Genomic DNA, 18093 nt, shown 5'->3' with positions numbered 1-18093 from the left:
AGGGACGATGCCGAGAGCTAATACGGAAGCAGTTGATGCTTTAAGCCATTTATTCATTTTTTCCACCTCAATAATTTTTTTTTGCTTGTGGATGGAACGGCATCAGGAATTAAATTGTTTCATTTCTTCAGCTTATAAGCGAATAGTTTAGCAGTAATCCTCCTGCCATCAGCAGGGGATTTTTATAAACATTGAGGAATGCCAATTGACATTTTAACAATAGAATCATATGATAAAAGAAAAGTTGCGTATGGTAAAAAAACTAGTTAGGGTGAAAAATAAATGACCAATACTAAAACAGTTTGTCTATACCAAGCGAATAATGGGGATACCTTAAAAATTACTTCACTTTCCTTTGAAGGAGTTATGCGCAGAAGACTCCTTGATTTAGGTTTTGTCCCTGGAGCAGTGGTAAAAGTAATCCGCAGGAGTCCTCTTGGAGATCCCATTGCCTTTCGAGTCAGCCAAACGACGATTGCCCTGCGAAAAGAAGAGAGTATGAGAATTGAAGGGGAGTTGATCACTCATGAGTAATGTGTACAGAGTCGCATTAGCCGGCAATCCCAATACCGGGAAAAGCACCCTGTTCAACGCTTTGACCGGTCTGAAGCAGCACACAGGAAACTGGGCTGGAAAAACCGTTGATATGGCAGAGGGAACGATGCAGCATAAGGGCGAAACGTATAAGCTGATTGATCTACCCGGGACCTATTCTCTTTTCTCAAATTCAAAGGATGAAGAAGTTGCGCGGAATTACATCGTCTTTGAAAAACCGGATATTACATTAGTGGTACTGGATGCAACATCGCTTGAACGGAATATGAATCTCGCTCTTCAAGTGCTTGAAATGACAACTAACGTTATTGTTTGCGTCAATTTAATTGATGAAGCGGCGAAGCGGGGCATCAGTATTAATGAGCAGCAGCTTACAAGAAGACTCGGAGTGCCGGTTGTAAAAATATCAGCACGCAATAAAACGGGATTCCCTCTGCTGTTTGATACGATGGACCGGCTTGTCAAAGGGATCATACAATGTCAGCCGGCCCTGATTAGCTATCATACGGTTATTGAGGAAAAAATCAGCAAAATCGAACCGCTTGTCCGTCCGCTCATTGACGATGACCTCTCTGCAAGATGGGTTGCCTTAAGATTACTGGATGGAGATGAATCCCTTTTGGATGAAATAAAAGGCCGTATGGCTCAAAAGGAGGAACAGACACGTGGACTTAAGTATCCAGTTTGACAAAGTATTAAACGAGGCACGAGACATTTCGTCTGCTGAGATACGCGATGAGATTGTTCAGAGTCTTCATGAAAAAAGTAAAGAGCTTTGTGCCCGAACCGTTACCTTTAGTAAAACAAAAGAAGATGTTCGGACTGAAAAACTGGATGCCGTTCTGACATCGCCGATTTTTGGGTTCCCAATCATGCTGATCATGCTCGGGGCAGTTTTTTATTTAACGATTGCAGGAGCCAATGTGCCATCCTCCATGCTTGGTGAATTCTTCAGCTGGATTGAAGGGTATTTAACGATTTTCTTTCAGTGGATGGGAGCGCCTGAGTGGCTTTATGGAATATTGGTCCTTGGTCTGTTTAGGGGAACGACTTGGGTAATCAGTGTGATGCTGCCTCCGATGGCAATTTTCTTTCCGGTGTTCGCCCTTCTTGAAAACTTCGGATACCTGCCGCGTGTAGCCTTTAACATGGACCGTATTTTCAAGCAGGTTGGAGCACATGGGAAGCAGTCATTGACGATGGCTATGGGATTCGGATGCAACGCCGCTGCCATGATGTCAACAAGAATTATTGAATCTCCAAGAGAGCGGATGCTCGCGATCTTAACGAATAACTTTGTGCCATGTAACGGGCGCTGGGGAACGCTCATTATCCTATCTTCCCTATTCATGGCAGCTGGGTTTACAGGAGGCTGGGCTTCACTTGTCACAACAGCTGTCATTGTTGGAATCGTCTTATTTGGAATTATCGTTACCTTTTTCGTTTCCTTTGTTTTATCAAAAACTGCTTTGAAAGGCGTTCCGACTCATTACACCCTGGAACTTCCGCCATACCGAAAACCAAAAGTTTGGGATACCGTGATCCGGGCTTCGTTAACCCGTTCTATTTCGGTCCTGATGAGAGCGGTGAAAATTGCGGCACCGGCAGCCATGCTTACATGGATTCTTGCAAATGTATTTATCGGGGACACAAGTATTCTGATGTACTTCGTTAACTTCCTCGATCCTTTCGGCAAAATGCTAGGAATGGATGGGTACATTTTAGCAGCATTCCTTATCGGGTTGCCGGCGAATGAAATCGTTTTGCCCGTTCTTTTGATGGGATATCTCTCGACCGGATCTTTAACGGAAGTGGATAATCTGATGGATTTAAAGCAAATTTTTCTTGATCACGGGTGGACGTGGCTTACGGCTTTAAACATGATGCTGTTCTCGCTTCTTCACTTCCCGTGCGGCACGACGCTGGTCAATATATATAAGGAAACAAAAAGCAAAAAATGGACGTTCATGTCCTTTATCATCCCAACCGTTATAGCCATCGCTGTAACATTCATTCTTGCCCAGGCGGCTTGGCTGTTTGGATGGGTGTAAGGAGTAATGATTAGAATGAAGCAAAGATACTTTAAATTAAGGATTTTTGCTTCTTTCTTTTGGGAAAATAAAGGAATAAAATGGTATTAAAATATGCGGAGGAGGATGGAAAATGAAAGCTGCAGCAGTCCCTATTAAAAACCAAATGAATGGTGTATTTGTTCATGTAAAGAATTTAAAGGTTTCTGTAAAATGGTATTATGACCTGCTCGGGCAGAAAGCAGATTTGGACAAAGTTCATTCGCCAGTCTGCAACATTCCTATCAATGGAACAACCTCTCTCACCTTGGATGATCACAGCTTTGATTCCCAATTTAAAGAAAGCATAAGCGGGAATCCGATTTTCAATCTCTATGCTCCTGAAATAGAGGAGGCTTATGCTTTTGTGAAAAACAAAGAAATAAAGATTGTAAGAGAACTGGAATGGGCGGGAGAAACAGCCTGGTTCAATATACAGGATCCTGACGGAAATGTAATCATGATTGCCAATTGCTAAAGGAAAGAAAACAGCCGGGGAGACCCGGCTGTTTTTCAATAATCGATCTGTGATTGGTGGTTTTTATTTTACACGTCCGCCTGCTTGCGGGTTACTCTCATTCTTTTTATATCATCCTTCAAAAGGATGTAAAGAGAAGGAATCATAAATAGGGCAAAGCCTGCTTTCTCCAATAATTCTCCGCCGTCCTCATAAAATTTCAAAAGGCTTTCTCCAAACATTTCGGCTCCAAGGAAAATCAGAGCGACACCGAGTACTTTGAATAGGATAGATAAGTTTAGTTTCACCGCTGTTTTAAATAGTACAATCGTGATGGCCACAGCAAGTACAATCCCAAGGATATTTCCTGCAGCAATCAATCCTGCGTGATGTGAGATCTGGGTAAGATTAAAAATCATCAGCTCGAGGCCCTCTCTAAATACGGAAAGAAAAGCCAAAATAAACAAACTGATTTTCGATGCATTGGAAGAAACTTTAGACGTAACCGAATTACTTACCTCGCTGTTCCGGTGCAGCCATAAAATAAAGTAAGCGATGAGTCCGGACGCTGCCAGCATCATTATTCCTTCGAACAGTTCTTCAGAAGAGCCTTCCATCTCCTGAGCGCCGGAAAAAACGATCAGTCCGCCGATTATGCTGACAATCAATCCGATACCTGCTCCAAGATAGACAGATGATTTGAGATCCTGCCGATTAATTCTGGTTGTATGTATTAAAATAATTCCGATAATGAGTGCTGCTTCCAGCCCTTCGCGTAATGCAAGAAATAAACTCGACCACATATATGCCATCCCCCGTAAATTATAATGAAATTCATTCTCATTTATATAATAGTGAGAATGAATTTCAATGTCAATATGATTTTAGGAGAATAGTTGGGTATTCTTATTGAGATTGGGTTTATCGGCTGGTTTTTAAAAAAAGTCATGCATCACTTCTACAAGATGCATGACGACACCAACAATTATTTTCCCGGTTCCAGCTTCAGTACGAATTTTTTTTCACCGTAGCTTGTCAGGGAGGTTTTATGATACGTTCCTTCCACCCAGTTTTTCAGCTGATTGCTGTACCATTCACTCCGGAAATGCCCTGACTGGCCAGGACTATTATTGTGATAAGCCTTTGACAAATCGGAAAGGTCAGCTACGAAACGCCATGGAGCACCATGATCAACGACTCCATCCTCTTCATAAGCAGCAGCTTGAACCGTTACTTGGCTTCCTCCGGCAGGGATGGGCTTTTGCCTGTTGAAAACCCACTCAAGGACAGGTGAAGCAGAGGAGAGGGGGTGGGCGAAATAAACCTGATGATACTCACCCCATTTCCATGCTGAAGGATCGTTGCCGTATTGATCTTGGATAGCGGCTAGGACATTTTTCAAGGAGGAATGCAGGACTTTTTCGATTCCTCCTTTGTTGTCGATCCAAACCGATTTCTTTCCATTAAGAGCTTTTCGCAGCAATTCATCGACTGCCTGCTGTTTTCCCTCAAATAGTTCATCCATTTCCTTCGGGATTTTCTCCGCAAACAGAACCCTTGGAAGTTCTTTCATCCATAAATGGAAGACGAGAGGAGCACCGTATTCCGGATCATCCTCGTAATTCCAGTTCTCAAGAAGGGAGAGGGCTTCTTTTTCCGGAGCCGTGAGTTTTTGTTCTTTAAGCACTTTAAGGAAAGAAGGAACAAATTCTCTCGCATAAAGATTCTTCTGATCCATCTGAAGTTTTTTCATGTCATTAGCAGTCAGCTTTTCTTTGCTTGTCAAATACTCCTCAATCCTCATATACCGATAAGGCTGTGCCCAGTGATGGCTGATATGGTATGGATAACGGTCATTGATGACTTTGTTGTTGGCTGTTGCAAGAAAGCCATTATCAGGATTAACACTCCGCGGGAGCTGATCCCATGGAATGAAGCCGGTCCACTCATAATCATCTGTCCAGCCTGGAACAGGAAGCAGTCCGTCACCTTTTTTGCGGATAGGAATTTTCCCGTTTGCTTTGTAAGCGATTGTTCCATCCTGTCCGGCAAAAACGAAATTTTGAGTTGGAACGTGGAACCCTTCCAATGCCTTTTCGAATTCATCCCAATCTTGAGCACGGTTCATGTTGAGAACAGCCTGCAGCTCTGTGCTTGGCATCAAGGCTGTCCATTTCATGGCAAGAACCGTATCTTTTTTCTTATCTAATGCAAACTCTGAGATGACAGGCCCGTGTCTCGTTTCCGTCACCTCGTAGGGAATCGTTTTTTTGCCTTTAACGGCGATGGGTTCTTTTATCAGCTTCGCTTGTTCCCATTTTCCGTTATGGAGGAACTTTGAATCATCCTGCGGACTCCGTTTCTCAATGTATAAATCCTGTACGTCGGGGCCGGTATTCGTCACGCCCCATGCAATTTTTTCATTATGTCCCAGAATGATTCCAGGAACACCTGCAAAAATGACCCCGCTCACATTCTGAGAAGGAGAGGTGAGATGCATCTGGTACCAGATGGATGGTGTGGCCAGCCCAAGATGGGGATCATCAGCTAATAGAGGCTTGCCTGATACAGTTTTCTTGCCGCTCACTGCCCAGTTGTTGCTTCCGTTGAATTCCCTTGGAAAGACGGCGCTTGCAAACGTATCCTGAATATCAAGCTTTATATTTTCATAGCTGGAAAGGATAGCAGAAGCATCCTTTGGATAACTCGGAAAGAGCTCAATGGCCTCTTCTTTTGAAAGATGATCCATCGCCCAATAACGAAACGCCTGTCCCTGCCAATGGCCTCCTAAATCAAACGCCATGTATTTGCCGATTGTCAGGGAGTCAAGAGGAGTCCACTCGGAAGGTTCATATCCAAGAAGAGTGAATTCCAATGGAAGTTTTCCTTCTTTTTTTGCCTCCTTTATATAAGCATTAACCCCATCAGCAAACCATTGAAGAACTTGGAGAGACTCTTGATCATAAGCAGATAGGGACGCTTTTGCTGCCCGCTTTAATCCAAGAGTCCTGAAAAATTTATCCCGGTCAATGGTGGCTTCTCCAACTACTTCACTAAGCATTCCTGATGCTTGTCTTCGGCTTAAATCCATCTGGAAAAGCCGGTCTTGGGCCTGTGTATAACCTTGAGCCATGTACAAGTCTTTTTCGCTTCCGGCTTTTATATGAGGAACGCCCTCTTGATCCCTTATAACAGTAGCTTCTTTTGTAAGCCCCGCAATCGCTGTTTCACCGGATAGCTTAGGCAGACTTTTATTTGTGTAAACGTTTACAAAAATACCAGCTGAAATCAGAACCAATGCCATAATCGATAGGCTTATAAGAAGCCATTTTTTTATCGGCCGCTTTTTCTTTATTTCCAATGGAGTATTTGCTTGCATCGCCAGTGCCCCCTTCTAATTTTTATATATCTATAATTCATTTATATAGTAATTAGGGAGGGTTAGCACGAAGTATTTTTATGAAAAATAGAAAATTCAGTAAAAATGTCAAGGAGTTAGCAAAGTCAGAGGAAAAAGAAAAAAGCCTTATGAAAAGGCAGATAATTGAAGACTTAAGATCGCTGGATCACAGAAGTGGAATAGCTCTTTATCATCTTTTGCAGGTTTTTATGTCCTTCTCTAAGTTTAATCGTTTCTTCAATAATTTTTTGGAAACCTTCTAAATCTCTATCCGAAGCATTCAATACAGATTTAGGAAGACCTTCTGCAATTTGCTGTAAAGTAAATTCTTGAATCATGTCATTAACCACCTTTTTAAGTTTTTCGCGCTGATAAACTCTGTTCTTCGCAGGCTATCTTGTCATGCTGTTCCTGCAGGAGCCCAGCACCTTTCCAAAACATAAAAGCTTTACTTATTATTTTGAGAAAACCGGCTGTTTTCCTCCTTAAAACAAGCAAAAATTTATCTTCATTTATCATCAAAATCTCATGTGGAAAGCAATGATTATAGAAATAACGACAGTATATTCCTCGAAATATCTGTTTTTTACCATTTCACATTTTAAATTGGTAAAAATGGAACTTCTCTACTCAGCCCATGCATAGATATAAATGTTTGAAAAAATCGAACCGGGGGTTGAGGTTTTTGCTTAAGAAATGGCTTATTTTGTTTTGCAGTGTATTTCTTCTGTTCTCTTTTGCAGGTATACCGGATGCATCTGCAGCAGCAACCAAGTTTATCATCATTAATAAGTCGTCAAACAAGCTTGCTTATTACGAAAACAGCAAGCTGAAACGAGTGTTCAAGGTTGGAACAGGGAGAAGCCAGTCGCTTACACCTGAGGGGAAATTCAAGATTGTTCAGAAAATCGTAAACAGACCTTATTATAAAGGAAATATTCCTGGAGGCGATCCTAGAAACCCGCTCGGTAATAGATGGATGGGTTTGAATGCGCGAGGAACATCGGGTTCGACATATGGGATACACGGTAACAATAATCCAAGCTCAATTGGAGGATATGTTAGCAGCGGCTGTGTCAGGATGTATGATAACGAGGTTGAATGGCTTTATAGTCAAGTGCCTATCAATACGGCAGTGATTATCATAAGCTCAGGAAAATCATTCGATTCGATTGCCAAATCTTATGGATATAATGTTAAGCCAGGCGGGAATTCAGGTAACAGCGGAGATACGCTTAAGAAAGGAAGCAGAGGAGATGCAGTAGCAGAGCTTCAGCGCAAATTAACGGATCTTGGATTCAGCACCGGCGGCATTGACGGTGTTTTTGGTTCAGCTACTGACAAAGCGGTACGTGCTTTCCAGAAGAGCAAGGGGCTTACTGCTGATGGAATTGCTGGTCCCGCGACATGGAATGCGTTAAATGGATCAAGTACACCGCAGCCCGGATCTACGCTTGCGAACAGCGGAACATTAAAAAAAGGCAGCAAAGGCCCTGCAGTAAAAGAGCTGCAGCAAAAGCTTACTGCTCTGGGATACAATACAAAGGGTACTGACGGAGTATTCGGTCCAAACACTGAAAAAGCAGTATTAGCCTTTCAAAAGGCCAGCCGTCTCACAGCTGATGGGATAGTGGGACCAGCAACGAAAAAAGCCATTTTAAAGTAAGCTGCAAAACAATAGTGGAATGAGCAAGCACGATAGCTAAAATACGATTTCATACGGAAATACGGAAAATGAACGGTCATGCCCATGAGCTGCTGCCAGAAAACAGAAAAACACCCTTGCATCCGCAAGGGTGTTTTTAGATGGAGACTAGCGGGATCGAACCGCTGACCTTTTGGCTGCCAGCCAAACGCTCTCCCAGCTGAGCTAAGCCCCCGTAATATTTTTATGCGTTAGTGCATAATATAAATCATAACGATTTTTCGAAAAAAGTCAATATTGTTTTATAATTATTTAAAAATAAATTTGCAAAAAGATAAAAGGTGCAAAAAGACCTAATATTTACAATCAATTTACATAAAATCACTTTATTCAGAAGCGAAATGAACCGATAATACTTTTAGATAGAAAGGCGGGAGGCAATCAGCATGAAAGTGGCGCAGGCAGTGCTCGGATTAGGGCTGGCTCTGTTTTTGATTTATGAATTTTTCGGTGATGAATTAATTAATGCGGCCGGGTTCAAATCTCCTATCCAGCATGAAGTAATGGCTGATCAGGAAGTGACAAAGGATGAAGCACTTCTTCTGGTTGTAGATTTTCTCGAACGGAGCGGAAAAGGGGAAGCCGGAGCTAAATTCCTCGTTGAAACAAAGAATGGATACATTTGCAGTGCCTCTTGGTTTGAGGACGGCACGACTGCATCAGGAAATGAAAATGTTACGTATTCAGTCAACCGTGTAACGGGTGACGTGAAACTTATCCAAAAATAACAAGCAGCCGGGCTGATTAAGGCCGGCTGCGGAACGCTGGTTAAGCACCAATTATTTCTTTTGCTTCTTTAATCTGCAGAAGATGGCGCTCCTCATGGTACCCCACAAATTCAACCCATTGTTTAATGGATAGTTCTCCTAAGACAGGGTGTTTAAGAGCCCTTGAAGTAAGGTCGAAATCTTTGGCAAGCAGTTCAGTGAAATTTATCAGATCTCGTCTAGCTTCTTCGAGTGCAGTTATTACCTCAACCCGGTCAATTGGTACAGGACTTGGCACAACATAGTCAGGTGCTGGAACCTTACGGGACCGGTCCGTTACAATCTCAAGCTGTTTTTCTTCAACCGTCTTATCCTCTGCATGATGTATGGATTTTTTGAGGCTTTCCAGTACGATTTTCTCCATTTTTTGAAGGTGGTCCACAACCTGCCCAACGCTCCATCCGTCAGAAGAAGGTTTTTTGTTAAATTCCTCATTGGATACTTCATTGAGTGTATTAAGCAATTCTTCTCGCACTTTTTTCATATGTTCATACATGGCCGATTCCTCCTCTTCACGTCCATCATATCAAAACCTATGCATGAAGTCCCTTCATGCACTTCATCTAAACTCTCTCTTTAACCCAGTCCAGTGCCTGTTCCCGCAGTTTGAATTTCTGGATTTTTCCTGATGCAGTCATAGGATACTCATCCATGATAAAGCAGTATTCAGGAATTTTATAAAATGCGATTTGCCCTTCACAGTATTCCTGAATATGCTGCATCGTCAGGTCAGCTCCTTCCCTGACTCGGATACAGGCAGCCGTTCTCTCTCCGTATTTTTCATCGGGCACCCCAATAACCTGGACATCTACAATATCAGGGTGCCGATATAGAAACTCTTCAATCTCCCGGGGATAAATGTTCTCTCCGCCCCTTATAATCATATCCTTAAGGCGGCCGGTAATTTTAACGTAGCCCTCTTCATCCATCGCAGCGAGATCACCTGTATGCAGCCACCCGTCAGCATCGATTGCTTCGCTGGTCGCTTCCGGCATTTTATAATAACCCTTCATAACGTGATAGCCTCTCGTACACAGTTCTCCCTGTTCATTTGGTGCCATTTCCTTCCCGGATACAGGATCGATAATTTTAACTTCAACATGCGGATGAGGTTTCCCGACTGTTTCTACTTTTCTTTCAATAGAGTCATCTACAGTTGTTTGAGTAATGACAGGAGATGCCTCCGTTTGTCCGTAGCAAATTGTAATTTCATTCATTCCCATCTGGTCCATCACTTTTTTCATCACTTCGATCGGACAAGGAGATCCTGCCATAATCCCTGTCCGGAGAGAGGATAAATCATATGATGGAAAAGAATCAAGTGAAAGTTCGGCAATAAACATGGTAGGAACACCCTGTAAGCCGGTGCAGCGTTCCCTTTCCACCGTTTCAAGCACAAGGTCAGGGCTGAATTCTATTGTTGGGACCATGCAAGCTCCAACTGTAACAGCAGCCATCGTACTCAATACACAGCCAAAACAATGGAAGAACGGTACGGGAATGCAAAGCCTGTCCTGATTTGTCAGTTTCATGGAGCTTGCGATTAAATAGCCGTTATTAACAATGTTATGATGGCTAAGCATAACTCCTTTTGGAAAGCCTGTCGTTCCGGAAGTGTACTGCATATTAATTGCATCATGCTGATCAAGCTCGCATTCCCTTTGTTCCAATTCTGCATCTGAAACAGCAGCTGCATGCATTAGGAATTTATTCCAGCTAGTCATCCCTTCAGGACACTGATCACTGCCTATGTAGATTTGGTGTTTTAGCTTGGTAAGAGGATGATTGGTTCGGCTGGTAATTGACTGGATCATCTCTGTATAGGAGGTTCCCTTGTAGCCGTCAATTAAAAATAAAGCAGCTGAATCGGACTGTTGTAATAAATATTCAAGCTCGTGAACCTGGTAGCTCGTATTAACCGTTACAAGAACAGCGCCCATCCTTGCCGTAGCAAATTGCAGAAGGAGCCACTCCGGAACGTTCGTTGCCCAAACTGCGATATGGTCCCCTTTTTTAATACCGATTCCTATAAGAGCTTTTGCAATTTTTGCGGTTTCCTCGTAAAATTCTTGATAGGTGTAGCGGATTTCTTCTTTAGAATAGACAATGGCTTCATGGCTTCCAAACTCCCGGACGGTTTCCTGAAACATTTTCCCGATTGTCATTTGCTTTAAAGAATTCATTGGGCCTCCTTATATCGCAAGAGTTAACGCTTTCATTATACAATATTAACAGAATATTTTAAAAATTATCCTTCTACAAATCTCGCCTTTTTGCAGATGTTTAGTAGGGTGAGGAGATCAACATGAATAAACAAAAAACATATGCTTATATCGCACTATTAATTGGGGTGCTCTCTGTCTCGGCCTCTGCAGTAATGGTCAAACTGACCACCACTCCGCCGCCTGTTACGGCTTTTTACCGGATGTTCTTTTCTGTGCTATTAATGATGCCTTTTTTTCTCATGGCGAAGGGATCGGGCATAAAAGAAATGAAAAAGAAAGACTGGCTCTATATTTCCCTGGCAGGAATTTTCCTCGCCTTTCATTTTATTTTATGGTTTGAGTCCCTCGAATTAACATCCGTTGCAAGCTCGGTGGTTCTTGTGACGCTTCAGCCTCTATTCGCATTTGCAGGAACCTACCTTCTTTTTGGAGAGCGGGTAACGCGGCAATCCGTGTGGAGTGCAGCAATTGCGATAATAGGGAGCTTGATAATCAGCTGGGGTGACCTGCAAATCAGCGGATGGGCACTGGCAGGAGATTTACTGGCTTTAACAGCTTGTTTTATGGTTACAGCCTATCTTTTATTCGGGCAGGAAGTAAGAAAGCGGCATTCGCTGATTTTGCATACAACTCTTGTTTACGGAATTAGTGCGGGAACTTTGCTGCTTTATTGTTTAGTATTTTCGTATAGTTTAGATCCAGGAAGCGGAGAAAATTTAATGTGGCTTCTGCTTTTGGCCATTTTTCCTAATCTGCTGGGTCATTCCTTGTTTAATTGGGCTTTGAAATGGATCAGCACGAATACGATTTCAGTCGCTATTCTATTTGAACCAGCGGGTGCAATCATCCTTGCCTATTATGTGCTGAATGAGCAGATCATGTTGACTCAGGCAGCCGGAAGTGCCGTAATTTTTGCGGGGATTTTGCTATTTATGGCGGGGGATATAAAGAGAAGCTTCCGGGGGAAAAAAGTTCCTGCTCAGCATTCTAATAGAAATTTGGATGATTAAGGAAAGAAATTGGGTATAGGAGAATAGTGAACAATAGAATAGAGCAGGGGGATTATTATGTATAAAATCAGAAAAGCAAAGAAAGAGGATATAAAAGGGATTGCAGAAGTACACGTGGACAGTTGGCGGACCACTTATCGCGATATCGTTGATTCTGATTATTTGAACTCTCTTACTTATGCTGAAAAGGTAAACCAGTGGGAAAAGGCCGATTTAAATCACCTGATTATAGCCGAAGACGAGGAGGGGAGAATCGTAGGATTTTCAAGCTATGGCAAGGAGCGTTCTGAAAAACATGGATTTGATGGAGAAATATATGCCATCTATCTTCTGGATGAGGTTCAGCGAAAAGGGATTGGCAGTGCGCTGCTGTTAAATTCGATTGATGATCTCATGGATAAAGGCTTCCAATCTGTCATGGTTTGGGTAATCAGTGAAAATCCTTCACGTGGATTTTACGAATCCTATTTTCCTGAATTAATAGGCGAAGAAACGTTTTCAATTGGAAATCGGGAACATATTGAATATGCTTTCGGCTGGAAGGATATTGAACGGCTTAAATCCATGCTGCTGCAAGGCAACAGAGTTTAATAGCAGATTAGAAAGGCCTCCGTTTCAGGAGGCCTTTCTAATTTAGCTGGTGATGGAACAAATTAGCCAGTATGGCAAACAGAAATGCAAGCGGTACATTAAATACCAATCCCCATCCGAATACAGGTCCTTCCTCATTACTTACCCGAATGGCTTCCCTATAGCTGATTAGAAAATGAATGATAGATAACAGCATGCTTCCTAACATAAAGAAAAAGGTTGGACTCATTGCCTGGCCTCCCGAAGCTACTTCCTATAACTCTAGTAGATTCATCTTCAAGCTAAAATAGAACTATTTAATAAACCTCCAATAAAATATTGTGCTATACATTACAAAAATTTCAGTATATAATTTTCTAGATTACAAATATTACAGGGGGACACTGCGGTGAAAAAATATTTCGCGGCATGTCTTGTACTGCTTCAGCTGCTCGTTGCACACACAGCACTGGCTGCAGGCAAGATTGACGTAAACAGCAGCAGCTATAAAGCCTACTTAAAAGAAATTAACCTGACACATGGCCAGCTTGAGACATACTTAGAGAACTTTGATTACAGAATGTTTGATGAATTTGAGGATGTAGAAGATTTAAGAAGTCATCTTGGAAGAAGGGTGACTGATGATGTTCTTAAAGAAATTCTTGCAAAATATCAATTAACAGAAGAACAATTAACAGACCTCCTTGTTGAAAACGGGGATTTATTCGATGGGGAAAAAGTACAGGATGTTTTCTATTTTGAAAATTATTTGCTTGAAACGATCCAAATTGCGGGGGACTTTCCTACAGAAATAAATGATGCTACACTTCAGGAACTTTGGGAAAGCTACGATTTTGCCTCCCGTGAAGAGTTTGACCAGTTTATGAAGGAGCACGGACTTGTTTTGGAAGATTACGATTCTATTGAAGAACTTGATGAGGAAATCTATAATTTTATGGAACTTCCGGATATGGAATCTGATTTTGAAGAAATATTTGATCAGCTTGGTTTAACACAAGAAGAATTTGAGCGTCTTGCTGCACATTTCGAAAAAGTGTATCAAAACAATCCATACATTGATGCGCAGCTGATGCAGCTTGGCGACAGAATGATGGCAATCGGTGATTTTGAAAGTGTGGATGAGCTTTCTGAGAAAGACGTTCAAGAAATGATCTCCATCTACGGTGAAATGATGGATCTGCTTAATTTGCAGGCGAAATACTACCTAGTCAAGGATGGCATTAAAAAAGAGCTCTCCTTGCAGACTATGATGAGTCTCAATGATGTTGATGGCGCAGACCTATTCGTCGAGCTTTATGATTTGGATAACAAACTGATTTTGGATATGACCTTAACTTCTGAAATGATTGGATCGGAATTAATTAAAGAAACGGGTCAGGACTTAGTAAAAACCTCTGAAACAGTTTCATCCATTAAAAATCAGACTGAAAAACCGGAAGCTACGGTTAAAGGTGCTAAAATGCCTAAGACAGCAGGATTCCATGCAAACTGGATGATTGCAGGAGCTTTTTTAATTGCAGTGTCCTTTTTCATCAGAAGAAAGCTGCGTGCATCTATTTGATGAAACATTTCCTTCCATTAGTAAAGAAGAAGCGTACGCTTCTTCTTTTTAGTGCCGTGATACTGTTTGCTGCCGGAGTTTTCTTAACTAGTACAAATGCGTTTAAATTAGCAAAAGCTTACTTTTTCTATGAACAGCAGAAAGCGGATTACCATGTCATCAAAACGGCGCCGGCTAAAGCAAGTGAGACAGAAGGCGCTAAACCTTCACCTTTATACGAAACAAGACCGGTAAAAGGTGAGAGGATGGGTGAATTGATCATCCCTAAACTAGAGGCAGTTCTGCCCATTTACCATGGGACGGATGAAGACGAGCTCGAAAAAGGAGTTGGGCATTTTGCTCAATCTGTCCTTCCTGGTGAAAAGGATAACTCTGTTTTATCAGGACACCGGGATACCGTCTTCAGACAGCTTGGAAAAGTAGGGGAGAACGATCTGCTTGTAGTGAAAACATCAGCTGGCACTTTTACTTATAAAGTTCGCAAGGTACGCATCGTAGATGAAAATGACCGTACGGTGATCGTACCTAAACCAAGGGCGACGCTAACTGTATCTACATGCTATCCGTTCGATTTTATTGGTTCAGCTCCAGAACGCTATGTTTTAATCGCAAATCTCATTAAAACAGAAAAACCGTAAGCCTCAATGGCTTGCGGTTTTTTTTGCATTGCTTTTAATTAGCACGGGTGAATTCATAATGACTAGCCAGATAGCAAGGGCAGCGACTATCCAAGTAGGGATCATCCAGGTTGCATTGTACACAAGTGAGTAAATGAAAACGGGAGTGCCCTTAGGTGCGTACGAGCCAAAAAAGACGATTCCGGATAAAACGTGTGAAGCAAGCCGAAGAGCTGAACCAAGCAAGGTTGCCGCCATAACAGCGGCCAGGCTGCTCCATTTATTTTGCTTCAATGCAGAGTGTACCCATCCTGCAAACAAGCCGCTCGTACCAGCAAGCATGAAAGGCAGCGGATAGTCCAAAATAGCCTGGGCAGGATGTACGATAAAAGCAGGTCCCAAAATTGGCTGGAGAATTCCGGTCAGAAGGCCTGTGAGCAATCCGCCTTTAAGACCCCACCTGAAGGACATAATAAATATTGGAATCATTCCAAATGACAGTGACCCGCCTTGAGGCATCTTGATGAAAAAACTTGAAAGCATGTCCAGCAACAGTGCCAGAGCAGTTAAAATTGCTGTTTCGGATAAGAATAGCAGTTTTTGGTTTTTCATATAGGCTCCTTTTACAGGCATCGACCAAAAGGAGAAAATAAAAAAGCAATGCGGAGAATGCTCTTGCTTCCACGCACTGCTTTAATCACGAAGTTAAACGATCAAGCCACATCCCTACGCAAGCATTAACTAACAGGTTCAAAGGGTTTAGAACATATTGTTCATTCTCAGCTGGAGGCTCCCCTAGTGGTCGTATACCGAATTATTTAATTATTTTTACTATACACTATGTCACAAATTTCGACAATAACAATTTTAATTTTTATAGAAGCATGACATTTAAGGGACGCTTATTTGGTAATATTGATTTGATTCCAATTAATCTGAAGGAGGGGGAGAATGAAACCATTTACGGAAAAGGCTATTCAAATAATAAAAAGCATTCCGGAGGGCCGGGTTATGACTTATGGACAAATTGCATTTGCAGCCGGAAGTCCGAGAGGAGCAAGACAGGTTGTAAGAGTTCTTCATACGATGAGCAGGAAATATAGTCTGCCTTGGCATAGAGTGATCAGTTCCAAAGGAGAACTATCCATTAAAGACCAGGATGTTCTTGAACAGCAGAAAAAAGCTTTATCTATAGAAGGAGTTGAAATCGAAACAGGGAATAAAATATCGCTTCAGAAATTTCAGCATCATATTCATGAGGAAATGTGAGAAATAGATTGTACTTTTAGAAGTATTGTGATATATTAATATTCGTCGCTGAAAACAGAAGAATTTTCCTCTAGAAAACATTGTTGAAAAAGATGTTGACTCTTGTCTAACAGCGTGATATATTATTAAAGCCGCTAACGAAGCGGTTACAAAAAATGATCTTTGAAAACTAAACAAATCGAAGTGCCAACGTTAATTCAAGAGCAACAAACAAGAGCTAGTCAAACTACTTTTTGGAGAGTTTGATCCTGGCTCAGGACGAACGCTGGCGGCGTGCCTAATACATGCAAGTCGAGCGGACCTCTTCGGAGGTCAGCGGCGGACGGGTGAGTAACACGTGGGCAACCTGCCTGTAAGACTGGGATAACTCCGGGAAACCGGAGCTAATACCGGATAACTTTTCGAACCGCATGGTTCGAAGATAAAAGACGGTTATGCTGTCACTTACAGATGGGCCCGCGGCGCATTAGCTAGTTGGTGAGGTAATGGCTCACCAAGGCGACGATGCGTAGCCGACCTGAGAGGGTGATCGGCCACACTGGGACTGAGACACGGCCCAGACTCCTACGGGAGGCAGCAGTAGGGAATCTTCCGCAATGGACGAAAGTCTGACGGAGCAACGCCGCGTGAGTGATGAAGGTTTTCGGATCGTAAAGCTCTGTTGTTAGGGAAGAACAAGTGCGGGAGTCACTGCCCGCGCCTTGACGGTACCTAACCAGAAAGCCACGGCTAACTACGTGCCAGCAGCCGCGGTAATACGTAGGTGGCAAGCGTTGTCCGGAATTATTGGGCGTAAAGCGCGCGCAGGCGGTCTTTTAAGTCTGATGTGAAAGCCCCCGGCTCAACCGGGGAGGGTCATTGGAAACTGGAGGACTTGAGTACAGAAGAGGAGAGTGGAATTCCACGTGTAGCGGTGAAATGCGTAGAGATGTGGAGGAACACCAGTGGCGAAGGCGACTCTCTGGTCTGTAACTGACGCTGAGGCGCGAAAGCGTGGGGAGCGAACAGGATTAGATACCCTGGTAGTCCACGCCGTAAACGATGAGTGCTAAGTGTTAGAGGGTTTCCGCCCTTTAGTGCTGCAGCTAACGCATTAAGCACTCCGCCTGGGGAGTACGGTCGCAAGACTGAAACTCAAAGGAATTGACGGGGGCCCGCACAAGCGGTGGAGCATGTGGTTTAATTCGAAGCAACGCGAAGAACCTTACCAGGTCTTGACATCCTCTGCCACTTCTAGAGATAGAAGGTTCCCCTTCGGGGGACAGAGTGACAGGTGGTGCATGGTTGTCGTCAGCTCGTGTCGTGAGATGTTGGGTTAAGTCCCGCAACGAGCGCAACCCTTGATCTTAGTTGCCAGCATTCAGTTGGGCACTCTAAGGTGACTGCCGGTGACAAACCGGAGGAAGGTGGGGATGACGTCAAATCATCATGCCCCTTATGACCTGGGCTACACACGTGCTACAATGGATGGTACAAAGGGCTGCAAAACCGCGAGGTTAAGCGAATCCCATAAAACCATTCTCAGTTCGGATTGCAGGCTGCAACTCGCCTGCATGAAGCCGGAATCGCTAGTAATCGCGGATCAGCATGCCGCGGTGAATACGTTCCCGGGCCTTGTACACACCGCCCGTCACACCACGAGAGTTTGCAACACCCGAAGTCGGTGGGGTAACCCGTAAGGGAGCCAGCCGCCTAAGGTGGGGCAGATGATTGGGGTGAAGTCGTAACAAGGTAGCCGTATCGGAAGGTGCGGCTGGATCACCTCCTTTCTAAGGAAGAATTATCAGCACCCATGCGGTGCACAATTAACGGACGCACTTCGATTTTGTTTAGTTTTGAGAGATCATTCTCTCTATAAACTTGTTCT

Annotated in this window: 18 protein-coding genes, 1 tRNA gene, 1 rRNA gene and 1 riboswitch; of the genes, 12 read left to right on the top strand and 8 right to left on the bottom strand. The window is 43.0% G+C overall.

Annotation, left to right across the window (positions count from 1 at the left end; all coding sequences use genetic code 11):
* Window positions 1–282 precede the first annotated feature (282 nt).
* The 4 genes from J9317_RS15815 (at window position 283) to J9317_RS15800 (ending at window position 3102) form a co-directional block, all read left to right on the top strand.
* Complete coding sequence (locus tag J9317_RS15815) at window positions 283–534, top strand: FeoA family protein (RefSeq protein WP_211560178.1); 252 nt, start codon at window positions 283–285, stop codon at window positions 532–534.
* Window positions 527–1243: a FeoB small GTPase domain-containing protein gene (locus tag J9317_RS15810; protein WP_211560175.1), complete on the top strand. Its 717-nt coding sequence runs from the start codon at window positions 527–529 to the stop codon at window positions 1241–1243. The genes J9317_RS15815 and J9317_RS15810 overlap by 8 nt, the downstream gene beginning before the upstream one ends.
* Window positions 1221–2606, top strand: a complete 1386-nt coding sequence (locus J9317_RS15805) for a ferrous iron transporter B (RefSeq protein ID WP_211560174.1) — start codon at window positions 1221–1223, stop codon at window positions 2604–2606. Before J9317_RS15810 ends, J9317_RS15805 begins: the two co-directional genes overlap by 23 nt.
* A gap of 112 nt (window positions 2607–2718) precedes the next feature.
* On the top strand, window positions 2719–3102 hold the full coding sequence (locus J9317_RS15800; protein ID WP_211560171.1) for a VOC family protein: 384 nt from the start codon (window positions 2719–2721) through the stop codon (window positions 3100–3102).
* A 68-nt stretch (window positions 3103–3170) separates the two neighbouring features.
* Here J9317_RS15800 and J9317_RS15795 read toward each other — a convergent pair whose 3' ends face one another.
* The 3 genes from J9317_RS15795 to J9317_RS15785 form a co-directional block, all read right to left on the bottom strand.
* A complete protein-coding gene (locus J9317_RS15795; RefSeq protein WP_211560169.1) occupies window positions 3171–3884 on the bottom strand; it encodes an FTR1 family iron permease in 714 nt (237 codons plus the stop codon).
* A gap of 182 nt (window positions 3885–4066) precedes the next feature.
* Complete coding sequence (locus J9317_RS15790; protein WP_211560167.1) at window positions 4067–6460, bottom strand: penicillin acylase family protein; 2394 nt, start codon at window positions 6458–6460, stop codon at window positions 4067–4069.
* A 173-nt stretch (window positions 6461–6633) separates the two neighbouring features.
* Window positions 6634–6819: a hypothetical protein gene (locus J9317_RS15785; protein WP_211560165.1), complete on the bottom strand. Its 186-nt coding sequence runs from the start codon at window positions 6817–6819 to the stop codon at window positions 6634–6636.
* A gap of 347 nt (window positions 6820–7166) precedes the next feature.
* Between J9317_RS15785 and J9317_RS15780 the strand changes: the two genes are divergently transcribed.
* The gene (locus tag J9317_RS15780; RefSeq protein ID WP_284143281.1) at window positions 7167–8147 is read left to right on the top strand and encodes a L,D-transpeptidase family protein; all 981 of its coding nucleotides are present in this window, start codon (window positions 7167–7169) and stop codon (window positions 8145–8147) included.
* A 141-nt stretch (window positions 8148–8288) separates the two neighbouring features.
* Here the strand turns inward: J9317_RS15780 and J9317_RS15775 are convergent.
* A tRNA-Ala gene (locus J9317_RS15775) sits at window positions 8289–8361 on the bottom strand.
* A 211-nt stretch (window positions 8362–8572) separates the two neighbouring features.
* On the opposite strand from J9317_RS15775, the gene J9317_RS15770 reads away from it, so the two are divergent.
* Window positions 8573–8914, top strand: coding sequence for a hypothetical protein (locus tag J9317_RS15770; RefSeq protein WP_211560161.1), 342 nt, complete (start codon window positions 8573–8575; stop codon window positions 8912–8914).
* A gap of 40 nt (window positions 8915–8954) precedes the next feature.
* Here the strand turns inward: J9317_RS15770 and J9317_RS15765 are convergent, their stop codons facing one another.
* Together J9317_RS15765 and J9317_RS15760 are read right to left on the bottom strand one after the other, a co-directional pair.
* Complete coding sequence (locus J9317_RS15765) at window positions 8955–9449, bottom strand: DinB family protein (protein ID WP_211560159.1); 495 nt, start codon at window positions 9447–9449, stop codon at window positions 8955–8957.
* Between the two features lie 67 nt (window positions 9450–9516).
* Window positions 9517–11136 carry an AMP-binding protein gene (locus J9317_RS15760; protein ID WP_211560157.1) on the bottom strand — a complete coding sequence of 540 codons (1620 nt, stop codon included), beginning with the start codon at window positions 11134–11136 and terminating at the stop codon, window positions 9517–9519.
* Window positions 11137–11258: 122 nt separating this feature from the next.
* Here J9317_RS15760 and J9317_RS15755 point away from each other — a divergent pair, with 122 nt between their 5' ends.
* Together J9317_RS15755 and J9317_RS15750 are read left to right on the top strand one after the other, a co-directional pair.
* Window positions 11259–12188 (top strand): DMT family transporter, encoded by a 930-nt coding sequence (locus tag J9317_RS15755; protein ID WP_211560155.1) that lies wholly within the window; start codon window positions 11259–11261, stop codon window positions 12186–12188.
* A 57-nt stretch (window positions 12189–12245) separates the two neighbouring features.
* On the top strand, window positions 12246–12779 hold the full coding sequence (locus J9317_RS15750; protein ID WP_211560153.1) for a GNAT family N-acetyltransferase: 534 nt from the start codon (window positions 12246–12248) through the stop codon (window positions 12777–12779).
* A 37-nt stretch (window positions 12780–12816) separates the two neighbouring features.
* Here J9317_RS15750 and J9317_RS15745 read toward each other — a convergent pair whose 3' ends face one another.
* A complete protein-coding gene (locus J9317_RS15745; protein ID WP_211560151.1) occupies window positions 12817–13008 on the bottom strand; it encodes a hypothetical protein in 192 nt (63 codons plus the stop codon).
* Window positions 13009–13167: 159 nt separating this feature from the next.
* On the opposite strand from J9317_RS15745, the gene J9317_RS15740 reads away from it, so the two are divergent.
* Complete coding sequence (locus J9317_RS15740; protein WP_211560149.1) at window positions 13168–14340, top strand: processed acidic surface protein; 1173 nt, start codon at window positions 13168–13170, stop codon at window positions 14338–14340.
* Window positions 14340–14978: a class D sortase gene (locus J9317_RS15735; protein ID WP_211562431.1), complete on the top strand. Its 639-nt coding sequence runs from the start codon at window positions 14340–14342 to the stop codon at window positions 14976–14978. Before J9317_RS15740 ends, J9317_RS15735 begins: the two co-directional genes overlap by 1 nt.
* 3 nt (window positions 14979–14981) lie before the next feature.
* On the opposite strand, the gene thiT is transcribed toward J9317_RS15735, so the two are convergent.
* Window positions 14982–15569 carry an energy-coupled thiamine transporter ThiT gene (gene thiT / locus J9317_RS15730; protein ID WP_211560147.1) on the bottom strand — a complete coding sequence of 196 codons (588 nt, stop codon included), beginning with the start codon at window positions 15567–15569 and terminating at the stop codon, window positions 14982–14984.
* A gap of 94 nt (window positions 15570–15663) precedes the next feature.
* Window positions 15664–15764: riboswitch (TPP riboswitch) on the bottom strand.
* Between the two features lie 144 nt (window positions 15765–15908).
* On the opposite strand from thiT, the gene J9317_RS15725 reads away from it, so the two are divergent.
* Window positions 15909–16226 carry an MGMT family protein gene (locus tag J9317_RS15725; protein WP_211560145.1) on the top strand — a complete coding sequence of 106 codons (318 nt, stop codon included), beginning with the start codon at window positions 15909–15911 and terminating at the stop codon, window positions 16224–16226.
* Window positions 16227–16456: 230 nt separating this feature from the next.
* Window positions 16457–17995, top strand: a 16S ribosomal RNA gene (locus J9317_RS15720).
* The last annotated feature ends 98 nt before the right edge of the window (window positions 17996–18093 follow it).

Origin of the sequence: Metabacillus flavus, assembly GCF_018283675.1 — a bacterium.
Taxonomy (GTDB): Bacteria; Bacillota; Bacilli; order Bacillales; family Bacillaceae; genus Metabacillus_B; species Metabacillus_B flavus.
The sequence above is the reverse complement of the archived record's forward strand: the minus strand, read 5'-3'. Positions and strand labels throughout refer to the sequence as shown.

Coding starts and splice junctions, on each gene's coding strand:
- J9317_RS15815 (WP_211560178.1), top strand. CDS start 283: ATGACCAATACTAAAACAGTTTGTCTATACCAAGCGAATAATGGGGAT.
- J9317_RS15810 (WP_211560175.1), top strand. CDS start 527: ATGAGTAATGTGTACAGAGTCGCATTAGCCGGCAATCCCAATACCGGG.
- J9317_RS15800 (WP_211560171.1), top strand. CDS start 2,719: ATGAAAGCTGCAGCAGTCCCTATTAAAAACCAAATGAATGGTGTATTT.
- J9317_RS15795 (WP_211560169.1), bottom strand. CDS start 3,884: ATGTGGTCGAGTTTATTTCTTGCATTACGCGAAGGGCTGGAAGCAGCA.
- J9317_RS15790 (WP_211560167.1), bottom strand. CDS start 6,460: ATGCAAGCAAATACTCCATTGGAAATAAAGAAAAAGCGGCCGATAAAA.
- J9317_RS15785 (WP_211560165.1), bottom strand. CDS start 6,819: ATGATTCAAGAATTTACTTTACAGCAAATTGCAGAAGGTCTTCCTAAA.
- J9317_RS15770 (WP_211560161.1), top strand. CDS start 8,573: ATGAAAGTGGCGCAGGCAGTGCTCGGATTAGGGCTGGCTCTGTTTTTG.
- J9317_RS15765 (WP_211560159.1), bottom strand. CDS start 9,449: ATGTATGAACATATGAAAAAAGTGCGAGAAGAATTGCTTAATACACTC.
- J9317_RS15760 (WP_211560157.1), bottom strand. CDS start 11,136: ATGAATTCTTTAAAGCAAATGACAATCGGGAAAATGTTTCAGGAAACC.
- J9317_RS15755 (WP_211560155.1), top strand. CDS start 11,259: ATGAATAAACAAAAAACATATGCTTATATCGCACTATTAATTGGGGTG.
- J9317_RS15750 (WP_211560153.1), top strand. CDS start 12,246: ATGTATAAAATCAGAAAAGCAAAGAAAGAGGATATAAAAGGGATTGCA.
- J9317_RS15745 (WP_211560151.1), bottom strand. CDS start 13,008: ATGAGTCCAACCTTTTTCTTTATGTTAGGAAGCATGCTGTTATCTATC.
- J9317_RS15735 (WP_211562431.1), top strand. CDS start 14,340: ATGAAACATTTCCTTCCATTAGTAAAGAAGAAGCGTACGCTTCTTCTT.
- thiT (WP_211560147.1), bottom strand. CDS start 15,569: ATGAAAAACCAAAAACTGCTATTCTTATCCGAAACAGCAATTTTAACT.
- J9317_RS15725 (WP_211560145.1), top strand. CDS start 15,909: ATGAAACCATTTACGGAAAAGGCTATTCAAATAATAAAAAGCATTCCG.